This is a genomic window from Nocardia noduli (genome assembly GCF_019038455.1).
Taxonomy (GTDB): Bacteria; Actinomycetota; Actinomycetes; order Mycobacteriales; family Mycobacteriaceae; genus Nocardia; species Nocardia noduli.
This window is the reverse complement of sequence record NZ_JAFMPL010000169.1, coordinates 1-9,994: the sequence shown is the minus strand read 5'-3', so window position 1 is coordinate 9,994 and position 9,994 is coordinate 1. Positions and strand designations below refer to the sequence as shown.

Annotated in this window: 10 protein-coding genes; 4 read left to right on the top strand and 6 right to left on the bottom strand. The window is 63.0% G+C overall.

The features are described from left to right. The coding region (locus JZ792_RS39575) for a recombinase family protein (protein ID WP_216918021.1) at positions 1–752 on the bottom strand (752 nt) is incomplete at its 3' end. Between the two features lie 276 nt (positions 753–1,028). Continuing rightward, positions 1,029–1,385: a hypothetical protein gene (locus tag JZ792_RS39570; RefSeq protein WP_216918020.1), complete on the bottom strand. Its 357-nt coding sequence runs from the start codon at positions 1,383–1,385 to the stop codon at positions 1,029–1,031. Positions 1,386–1,478: 93 nt separating this feature from the next. Here JZ792_RS39570 and JZ792_RS39565 point away from each other — a divergent pair, with 93 nt between their 5' ends. Beyond that, positions 1,479–2,732 (top strand): tyrosine-type recombinase/integrase, encoded by a 1,254-nt coding sequence (locus JZ792_RS39565; protein ID WP_216918019.1) that lies wholly within the window; start codon positions 1,479–1,481, stop codon positions 2,730–2,732. Between the two features lie 350 nt (positions 2,733–3,082). On the opposite strand, the gene JZ792_RS39560 is transcribed toward JZ792_RS39565, so the two are convergent. Then, complete coding sequence (locus JZ792_RS39560) at positions 3,083–3,727, bottom strand: hypothetical protein (protein WP_216918018.1); 645 nt, start codon at positions 3,725–3,727, stop codon at positions 3,083–3,085. Positions 3,728–4,082: 355 nt separating this feature from the next. On the opposite strand from JZ792_RS39560, the gene JZ792_RS39555 reads away from it, so the two are divergent. Further along, positions 4,083–4,730 (top strand): PAS and ANTAR domain-containing protein, encoded by a 648-nt coding sequence (locus tag JZ792_RS39555; RefSeq protein ID WP_308165633.1) that lies wholly within the window; start codon positions 4,083–4,085, stop codon positions 4,728–4,730. A 183-nt stretch (positions 4,731–4,913) separates the two neighbouring features. On the opposite strand, the gene JZ792_RS39550 is transcribed toward JZ792_RS39555, so the two are convergent. Next, positions 4,914–5,213, bottom strand: coding sequence for an MmpS family transport accessory protein (locus JZ792_RS39550; protein ID WP_216918016.1), 300 nt, complete (start codon positions 5,211–5,213; stop codon positions 4,914–4,916). Positions 5,214–6,060: 847 nt separating this feature from the next. On the opposite strand from JZ792_RS39550, the gene JZ792_RS39545 reads away from it, so the two are divergent. Continuing rightward, the gene (locus JZ792_RS39545) at positions 6,061–6,666 is read left to right on the top strand and encodes a DUF6907 domain-containing protein (protein ID WP_438804436.1); all 606 of its coding nucleotides are present in this window, start codon (positions 6,061–6,063) and stop codon (positions 6,664–6,666) included. Between the two features lie 64 nt (positions 6,667–6,730). Here JZ792_RS39545 and JZ792_RS39540 read toward each other — a convergent pair whose 3' ends face one another. After that, the gene (locus JZ792_RS39540; protein ID WP_216918014.1) at positions 6,731–7,018 is read right to left on the bottom strand and encodes a hypothetical protein; all 288 of its coding nucleotides are present in this window, start codon (positions 7,016–7,018) and stop codon (positions 6,731–6,733) included. 402 nt (positions 7,019–7,420) lie between these two features. On the opposite strand from JZ792_RS39540, the gene JZ792_RS39535 reads away from it, so the two are divergent. After that, a complete protein-coding gene (locus JZ792_RS39535; protein WP_216918013.1) occupies positions 7,421–8,311 on the top strand; it encodes an alpha/beta hydrolase in 891 nt (296 codons plus the stop codon). Between the two features lie 765 nt (positions 8,312–9,076). On the opposite strand, the gene JZ792_RS39530 is transcribed toward JZ792_RS39535, so the two are convergent. After that, positions 9,077–9,994 (bottom strand): helix-turn-helix domain-containing protein (locus JZ792_RS39530; protein WP_216918012.1); only part of this gene is annotated, 918 nt, incomplete at its 5' end.

Genomic DNA, 9,994 nt, shown 5'->3' with positions numbered 1-9,994 from the left:
GTGGTGCGCCAGTCGAAGATGGTGGCGACGATGGGCGCGGTGTCGGGGTCGATGGTGAGGATGGTTTTTGTTTGCCCGCGTGCTCGTTTTGCAGGGACGGGATGGGGGATGCGGTGTGGGAGGTAGCCGTAGGGGGTGCGGCCGATGTTGTAGCCGGCTTTGACGTGTTCGATGGTGCCGCCGCGGGATTGTTCGAGCAGGTTGCGCGTGTACCAGTCGGCAACGATCCGATTCATGCCGCGGAGGAGATTGTTGGTGGCGGTCGGTTGTGTGGTGGAGGGGTCGATGGGTTCGTCGGCGCACCAGAGGGGGATGTCGTGGCGGGTGAGGTGGTATTCGAACTCGATGGAGGTGCGGGTGTCGCGTGCGGTGCGGGAGATGTGTTCGGTGATGACGACATCGAAGCCGGGATCAGGTGACGCGGCGGCGGTGAGCAGGTCGCTGATGCCGCCGTCACGTGGGGTCGGAACGTCGATTCGCTGGTGTGCGTCGGAGTGCCCGCGTCGGTCGAGGTCCAGGCGTCCTGTTTCGATGTCCCAGTAGTAGGCGACGATCGCGACCTCGATCGTCAGTGACTTGAGTTTGGTGTGACAGGTGCTGACTTGGCGGGGGATGGACAGGGTGGGGTCCTGGTTGTCCTCGGTGGATGTCCGTCCCACGAACGCGGCACGAATGACTGAATTCGCGGCGTCGGGGCTCGTCGCGGTTAGGGCGGCGAGCAACTCGTTCAGCGCTGCTTCGTGATCGACCATTCGAGGACATCCTTGATCGCCTGTATCTGAAGTCTTCCGAGTTGTTCGGCGCGTTGGCCGACGACTTCGGTTGCCTCGGTGGTGATGTGCAACCGGCCCTTCTTGGCCCTCGGCGCAGGTCGTCGCGCCGAGGTGCGGGACTTCGCAGGAGGTCTGCGGTTTTCACGCTGACGGGGTGGTTGTCGATTTCGGGAACGTGCGCCGTCGTGCGATGGGTGTGACTGAGATGCCGGAACAGAGGACTTCGACGCGCTAGGTGTAGGCGCTGCGCTTGGATCACTGGATGCAGGCATGGAGGTTCCAATTCTCTATTTCAACCCGCTGATCCGTCCATATCAATGAAAGCTGATCTTCAACGATTTCGCCATATCGAGAAGCGATCGCGTGTGAGACAAGGAAGCGATACTCGCTGATGATCTGGTTGGTGTGGGTGGGCGGCGGTGGCGATTCGCGGCAGAGAATGGTGTCATCAAATTCTGTCGTCGCCTGTAGCGAAATGACGCCAAACGTCATCAGGAGGCGATTTTGAGCTCTGATCCGGCTCGCCAGAGCGCGTCTGACCTGCGGTTCTTTATCAAAGGTGGGGTCGGGGGTTCGATTCCCCCAGGCGGCTCCAAGCAAATGCCAGGTCACGGGCAGTTCCGGTAGGATGGAACGGACCGCGTGGCATCATTGCGGTCAATATCTCATGTGCGATGCGTCTTCCGACTCCCGGAAGGCTTGTGCATGTCCTCAACACCCCGCCCGCGGCCCCGTAAGGACGGTAGCGTCGCCTGGCAGGTTCTGTACTACTCCTACGACGTCGATGGCAAACGTCGCCAATCCTCGGAGACCTTCGACGAGTTCGCCGAGGCCCAATGGTGGGCCGACCTCACCGATAAGGTCGGTGTCGACGAGGCGGTCAAGGTCCTCGAAGCCAAACGTTCGTGCGGCTCGGATGTGATGTTGCTCTCGACGTGGCTGAACCGCTATGTCGACCGGATGACCGGTGTGCAGGAAGACGGTCGACGCAAGTACCGCCGGTACATCTGCAACGACATCGTGCCGTTCTTCGGTGACCGTGCGCCATTGGATGCGGTGAACCAGGACACCGACTCGGCCTGGATCGTGTATCTGGAACAGGACAAGGGCAACGCGCCCAAGACCATCGCGAACAAGCACGGTTTCCTCAGTGCCGCACTGCGGGCGGCAGTCGAGCAGAGGCCGGTGCCCCTACTGGCGTTCAACCCCTGTGCAGGGGCACGACTGCCACGCCACGACGCGGCCGAGATCGACATCTTCGAGAACGGCGAATGGGAACTGTTCGAGCATCTGTTGCTCGAGCGCTGGCGTCCCCAAGCGGAGTTCGGGCTGGTGTCGATGGCCCGGCCCAGCGAAGTCGGCGCACTCTTGGTCGGCGACGTGGATCCCGAGACCGGCGCCGTGCGGATCAACAAGGCATGGAAGGACGACGGCAGCCGCCTCAAGCTCGGCAAACCGAAGTCCAAGCGTGGAATCCGTACGGTCAATATCCCGTTCGAGACATTGGCACGACTGGATCTGGACCGGTCCGCCGACAGTCTGCTGTTCCACACCGGTGAGCGAACACCAGTCACCGCCTCGCAGTTCTACAAGAACGCCTGGCAGCCCGCGATGCGTCGCCTGGACGGTCTGGTGCGTGGCGACCTGACCCTGTTCACGAAGAAGGCACTGTGGCGCGGGCTGCCCGCCGAGGAACTACTCGAGACCTACGGTGCGGCGATCAAGCGGATGAGCGGTAAACGGCTGAGCCCCTACACCCTGCGCCACACCGGGATCTCCTGGAAGCTCCAGGACGGGGTACCACTGTTCGTCGTCTCGCGCGACGCCGGACATGAGTCGGTCACCACCACCGACCGCCGCTACGGGCACAACGACCGCGAGGCCAGTCGATCCGCTGCGCAGGTCATCGCCAGCAGACTGCCCCGAGTGCGGGTCAGCATGCTCGCCCTGGCCGCCTGACCGGCCTCCAATCGCCCTGTCGAACGAGATCTATTTCATTCCATTTCATTCCGTACCGGTGAAATGGAATGAGATAGATCGGATTGGATCGGAACCCCATGCTCAACGCTGTGACAACGGCACCCGCCTCGTCCTCGGGTCGGTGCCAGTTCCCGGGCTGTGGCAGCCTTCTTCCTGCCCGAGTTCCCGGCCAGCGCGGCGCACCTCGCCGTTACTGCGACAACCCTTCCCATACCGCGCAAAAGGCGATGCGGTTGGTCCGCGACGTCGACGAACCACTACAGCCGTCCTCGCGGCCGGTCACCGACGGTGCCCTCGCACTGGCCGCGCTCCTGGACCGGTACACCCAGCTACGTGGCGAACTCGCCACCGTCGCTGGCGATGTCGGCGACCTGTTCGCACGACTCACCGACCCTGCCGCTGTCGATCGCGAGATCACCGAAATCCAACGCCAAGCCGACCGTCGCGTCGCCGTCGCCGAGCAAGCACAAGCCGATGCCGAGCAAGCATCCCAGCAGATGGCACGGCGTCTCGAACGAGCCCTCGAGGTCGAAGGACTGGCGTTGGCCACCGCGCGCGAGGCCCGAGCGACCGCACGAGAAGCACGCCACCGTGTCGCCGACGCCGAGAAGCAAGCGGCCGTACGCGTTAGGGCGGCCCAGCGTGAGTGGGACCGCGTATGCGACGAAGCTGCGGCCACTGCGACCGAAATGCGCGAAATCGCCGACACGGCACGCATCGCCCAGGCACGGGCCGAAGGCGAACGCGATGTGGTGCGCGCCGAACACCGTGCCCTCGTCGTGGAGAACACACAACTCCGTGCACTGCTCGATACCGAACGCACCGAACATCGACAACAAATCGAACGGCGCGACATTGAATACGCCCGAGCGATCACCGCAGCACACGCGCTGGCGAACCACACAGCAAGGGAACATCGGGAACAACTCACCGATGTCATCCACCAGTGCGCCGGATACGCGGTCGCCGGACACGTCCCGACGGTGAGTGGTGGTTCCGACTGCGACATGTGCCCGTCGCCTCCGTAGACTCCGGACGCCGTTGTTCCTCGAAGGAGCGCACGACTCCCTCGAGGAACCGGCGGTGTTCACTGTCATCGGGTTTGACTCGGGAATGATCACGGTCGGCCGTCGCGGATCGGTGCCGAAAACTATCCGTTTCAATATATTCGTGCGTACAGATGAACGTGATTGGTGAGCCCGGCCCGGCGAAGACGACCGACGGTGCCTCGACGCCACTATGCCACCCAGTGGCAGGTCATCGACCAACCCCGGTATAGAGGCTCAGGGCTCTGGTCGACCGATGGCGGGTTCGGAAATAATCGAGTGCGTGCACCAGAGCAAGTCAGTCGAACGGGAGCAGCAGGGCCTTTCCGGGCGGACCGGCAGATTCCGGTTCTGGTTCGCCGATCAGCGGTGGGAATGGTCCGATGAGGTCGCTGTCCTGCACGGCTACACGCCCGGCGAGGTCGAGCCGACCACCGAATTACTGCTGGCCCACAAGCATTCCGACGACCGCGATGAGGTCGCCGACACGCTGAGGACCGTCATCACGACCGGGCTGCCGTTCTCGAGCCGTCACCGCATCATCGATACCACCGGCGGTGTGCGTCACGTCCTGGTCGTGGGCGATCAGCTCAAGGACTCCGACGGCACGGTGGTCGGCACCGCCGGTTTCTACATCGATGTCACCGAGACCCTCGCCGCCGATCGACGCGAAGCCATCGACGAACAGTTGCCGGAGATCGTCGCTGCCCGTGAGGTGATCGACCTGGCCAAGGGCGTATTGATGGCCATCTACGGCATCAACGCCGATCAGGCATTCCAGGTGTTGCGTTGGCGCTCACAGGAAACCAACACCAAACTGCGGGTCCTGGCCGAGAAGATCATCGCCGACATGCGCACCTTCGGCGGTGCCGACACCCACACCCGCACCCGACTGGACCATCTGCTGCTCACCGCCCACGAACAACTCTGAATGCCACCGACACTTCCCGGGTTGATTCGCCGAGTGCGGGCAGGAGCGGGGGATGACGGACAACACAGCACCTCACGAACTTCCGCTCGATCCTGCCGTGATCGCCGCGGGATGATTCGTCGGACGCAGAGGGGCCTGTGCACTCGGGCCACAGGCCCTTCTGGGTTTCGGCGTCGCTACACGTCAGGAAGGTCCGGCGCAGATGACGAGCGCGTACTTGCCGGTGGCGGTCTTCTCATCGACGATCTGCCCGTCCACAGCGATGCGGCAGGTGACCGAGGTTCCTTCGGTTTGTGCACTCACGCCGAGGATGACGTAGGTCGAGTTGTTGACGAACTTCTTCGTCCATGGCGCCGTAGCGGGTGCTTGTTGCTGCATCGCGGAGTTGCCATCGACATAGGTCACCGACGGCAGGGTAGGGGTGTCGGAGATGATCTCGTAGACAACGCTGACGCCAGCGCCAGCTGGCTGCGGTGCGGTCAATGGCGGGAGCGGACCAGTACCCGCTTCCGTGGTGGGAGTGGTGGAGGGGCGATCATCCAGGGATGCCGTGGCGTGGGCTCCCTTTTCTTGCTCGGCGCTGCTGTCGTTCGCGGCGCATCCGCCGACCGCGAGTAGTACGACTGCGCACAGCGCCGAAGTCCAGCGTGCGCGGGCGGTCTACAGCGCACGGCGCGCATGCGGATTTTGCGGGTTGGTCATGGGAAGGGTTTTCCTTTCGGAAAGGATGACTCGGGCGCGAATCGCATCTCGCGGCGCTGGCGATGGACCCGGTACGCGCTGACGTGGGAGTCAGCGGGGGTCTGCGATCGCGCAACCCTCAAGTATGGCATTCTTCTCGTCGACGGGGCGGATTTCGCGCGGTGTCGTGGAGAAATATCGTGCGGCTGTGGGTCATTCCGCCAGGGGCCGCACCGCTCCCGCTATCCACATGGTCGGCGTATGCGGGTGGATAGTGTCGGGCGGCGGGACCGACTGTGGAGCAATCTGTGGATTCCTCGAGGAGTCCACAGGGATTCCTCGAGGAATCCACATGCGCAACTTCGCTTTTCGCCCGGTCAGGGCATGTGTGTGAACAACACTGTGGATAACGCGGAGTTCGACGGGGGATTGCTGTGCATAACTCGGGGACACCTTGGGGAGGAATCGGTGTATTACCGGTGGATTGCTCGAGGACTACTCGGCCTGGCAACGACAGACCGCCAGCTCAGGACTGTGTGTGCTGTTGATAGTCGGACGCTCGGGCCGGTGAGCAAGCCCGTTCGGGGTTGGAGTGGGTGGCGGTGGGACCTGGATCAGGGGAGGTCCCGGTTTCGGATGATATTGGGGAGTGATTGTGGTCGTCGTTCTTGCTTGCCCGTCGTGGTGTGTCGTGCACCGTGGTCCCGATCCGGACGAGCCAGGACACGGGGGCGCGCATTACGGGCACGAGTTGTCGGTTCCGATCGAGGAGATCGTCGAGGTCGGTGTCGAGGTGCGAATTTTCGTGCAAATGAATGCGCACGACATGGACGGGCAACGTCACACCGTGATCGATCTGGTCGATCCACACGGATACAACGCCGAACTGACAGTCGCCGAGGCTCGGGCAGTGGCGGATATTCTCGTCCGGGGCGCGGACCTGTGGTCGGTGACGCCATTGACCGCCGGTGTGTGTCCGCCATGGTGTGTCTCGCATACCAGCCCCGATGTGGTGGACATCGATGACGCGATCATTCACCGCAGCGAACCGATGACGGTCGTAGCGTCGGGCCCGACCTTGTCGGGATTCCCGATCGAAGTCGAGATGTGCGTCCTCGACCGTGAGGATGGGCGGGAGCTGGATCTGGTGGTGTCGCTGGGTGGCACCCGGACAGGTGTCACCTCCGCGGAAGCGTGCAAAATCGCGGCACACCTACTCTCGGCCGCTGATCTCGTAGCGACAGATCGGGTATGACCACAGACTGGCCGCAGAACACCGGTTCGCGGCGCCCGTGCTGTTCGACAGATGGCGGTGCGGATCAGTAGTGGTCCTCGCCGCCACCGGGCGGTATGTACTGCTCGCCCTCGGCCGCTGCCTCGAGTACGTCGAGGATGCGCGCGAGGACGACCCGGGCGGGTTCGCCGCGTTGATAGCGGACCGTCGGAAGGTCCAGGATCCGCAGCACCGTGTCGGTATCGTCGATCGAGGGTGGCGGGGTAAGGCGTGCCGCGACGGCGCGGTGGACCTCGTGGTCATTCTCGATCGCGTCGATCACGGCCACTAGCAGTGCCCGCTGCCGGTGCGACATCAGCGAGTCATCATCCATACCTCGATTATCCCGACATCAGAGTCGGCCGTGACTCGCGTTCGCGGCTATCCGCTCCAGCCGTCACTCGACCCGGACAACTGTCATCGCGACCACGCGTTGGGCCGCGGCAAGTGCGGATTGATCAATCAGGTGTCCCATCGCCAGTGCTCCCGCCCGCACACAACTGGTCAGCTCAGTCCGGCAACCGACGCGCGATTGTGGCGAGGCGGCCCGATATCCTTTCGTCTCACACGTCGAACAGGGTCGCCACGCCCCAGGTCGCGAACATACCGTGCGCGGCATTGCGGCATTGCTGCGTCGGCACCCGCCGTGACCAGCGATGTCAGCGATTGATGCGACAGCGGCGAGTACACGCCGTACGTTCAAGGTGCAGGAAGTTCTTGGGAAGGGGATCCGAAGATGCGTGTTGATATCGAGTTCTCAAGTGGGGCAACGATACTTCGGGGGTGGCTGTACCGACCGGAGGATGTGTCGGGACCGGTGCCTCTGGTAGTGATGACCCATGGTTTCGCCGGAGTCAAGGAGTGGGTGGCCCCGTTCGCCGAAGTATTCAGTAAGGCCGGTCTGGCATGTCTGGTCTACGACCATCCGGGATTCGGCACCTCCGAGGGGGAACCGCGTTTCGAGGTCGACCCGCCCGCGCAGATCGAGGGCTATCGCGACGCGATCACCTTCGCCCAGACCCTGGACGGTATCGATCCGACCCGCATCGGTGTCTGGGGTACGAGCTTTTCCGGTGGTCATGTCTTGGTGGTCGCGGCGACCGATCGGCGGGTACGCGCGGTGGTCTCTCAGGTGCCGACCACCAACGGGTGGGCCAACTTCCGCAGCCTGGTCCCCAGCGTCGTCCATCCCTTGATGCACGCGGCCATCGCCGCGGATCGCCAAGCGTGCGCGGCAGGGAAACCGCCGTTGACGATCAAAGCGGCGTCGGATGATCCGACCGACATGGTCGCCATGCCCGGCCTCGAGGCGTACGAGTGGTTGATGGCCAACGGGCCACAGGTGCCGACCTGGCGCAACGAGGTCACCGTGTCCAGCATCGACAAATTCCAGAGCTACGCGCCGGAATCGTTCGTGCGCCGGGTCTCTCCGACACCGCTGCTGATGATCGTCGCCGACCAGGACACCTTGGCACCCGCCGAAATCGCATTGGCGAGCTACGCCGAAGCGCTGGAACCCAAACAACTGGAACTGATTTCGGGCCCGCACTTCGCGGTGTACGAAGACAAGTTCGAGCAAGCCTCCAGCACCGCACGCGACTTCCTGGTCGCCGTACTGACCGCATAGGGCACCGGACTGCCGTACTGCCGGATCCGACGTACCCAAGGTTGTGGACGGACCGGGCGATTACGGTTGGTGGTTTCGCGGCGGTGTGCGGCGGCGTTGTGCCGTACGCCGCCGTGGTGGTCGTGTGGAATCCGAAGGCGTCGCTGCGGGTGCTGATCGGCGTCGGCCTACCGAAGTGATTGGTCGGCGGGTGAGTTCCAGCGCGGCCTCGATGTCATCAGCGGTTAGGAACCGGGTTCGACCGGCTCGAAGGCCGGGCGAGCGGCCAGCCTTCGGCTCTTCTTCGTATCAGCGGCGGGATTTGTGCAGTGCATGGGCACCATCGGAGATCGAGTAGGTGGCCTCGGGCAACTTGGATGCGGCCGAACCGGAGGAGGGGGACGAATCCATTGAGCCTGTGGTCATCGCTGTCTATCCTCTGCCGCGGTGCGGCAGCCGCCTCTCGGGCGACGGCCGCACCCTCCACGCCGCCGGTGGCCGAGCGCCGATAGTCCTCGCAGTCTGAGTACCGAGACCAATCGATACACTTCCTCGATTACGTACGGATCCGACTCCGGTTGTCGAATTCTGATATCTCCTGTTGTGCGAGCAAATTCGATCCATTGGGAGAACGAAGGGAGGCTGGCGACGCCATTGTCCCGATGTGGCGAGGCATCGCGATCGAAACTGCGGGTTTGCTGGACATTGGGTGCGGCTAGCTGAAGCAATGACCAAGTTCGCGGTTGGTCACATATTTCGTGTCCCCGATCGCGCTTCCTCACATGGTTAGCGAGAGTTGAATGGTGGGCCGGAGTACGGTTTTGCTATCGCTGTGACCAAATGCACAGTCGATGATTCGTCCATCGGGGCGATGCTCAGCCGATAGGAGGTCAGTGTGCCGCTGGTGGGATCGCGCTGGTGCAGTAGATCGTCGGTGTCGCGACCGTAGTTGACGTCGATACTGGCGGCCCATAGTCGGCGATAGTCGGGGTGGGACTGAAGATGTGCGATGAGGTCACGGGCCTGGGCGGAGTGGCGGAACAGCCCCAACATCGCCTTGTCGTAGGCGACGTTGTGGGCGGCCTCGCGTTCCCATTGCACGAAAACCTCTTTCGCGACGGCGCTGAAGATCCACCGTGCGATCGAGTGGGTTTCCTCGATCCCGGGCAGTGCCGCGAGCCAGGTCTCGTTGCAAGCCAATATGTTCCAAAACGGATCGACATACGCCGCAAGTGTGCGTCGTTCTTGCAGGTCGTCGAGGTGTTGCATCCAGTCGTCGTGGCCGCGCACCTGCTGGCACAGCTTGTCCGATGTCGGGAGAAGCAGTGCCGGAGCACGGAGTTCGTGCAGATGCCGCGTGAGCAGCGCTCCGACCTTGTATCCCTCGAGCATCTTGGAAATCGTCTCGAGTTTCGGTTTCTTGGCGTCGGACTCGATCGAGAACAGATACCCCGAGCTGATGCCGTGCAGATTGGCCGCAGTATGGCGAGTATGGTCCTGATCTTCCCTGATCAGGCGGAGCGTGGTACCGAACGTCGGGATCCCCGGCGTCGGTACGAGTTTGGGATTCCGGCGCATGCCGGGGTCCCCCTTCCCATGGGTCTTCCCCTGACGGGTCAAACGAAGATACGAAAAGGTGTGCTTAACAAAAAATAATGGGGATGAAGGGGGAAGGCGTGGATGAGATGAGTGTAGATGGTGAGG

Bases quoted from the DNA above. Each gene is read 5' to 3' on its own strand.
- JZ792_RS39565 (WP_216918019.1), top strand. From the start codon at position 1,479: ATGTCCTCAACACCCCGCCCGCGGCCCCGTAAGGACGGTAGCGTCGCC.
- JZ792_RS39540 (WP_216918014.1), bottom strand. From the start codon at position 7,018: ATGGATGATGACTCGCTGATGTCGCACCGGCAGCGGGCACTGCTAGTG.
- JZ792_RS39535 (WP_216918013.1), top strand. From the start codon at position 7,421: ATGCGTGTTGATATCGAGTTCTCAAGTGGGGCAACGATACTTCGGGGG.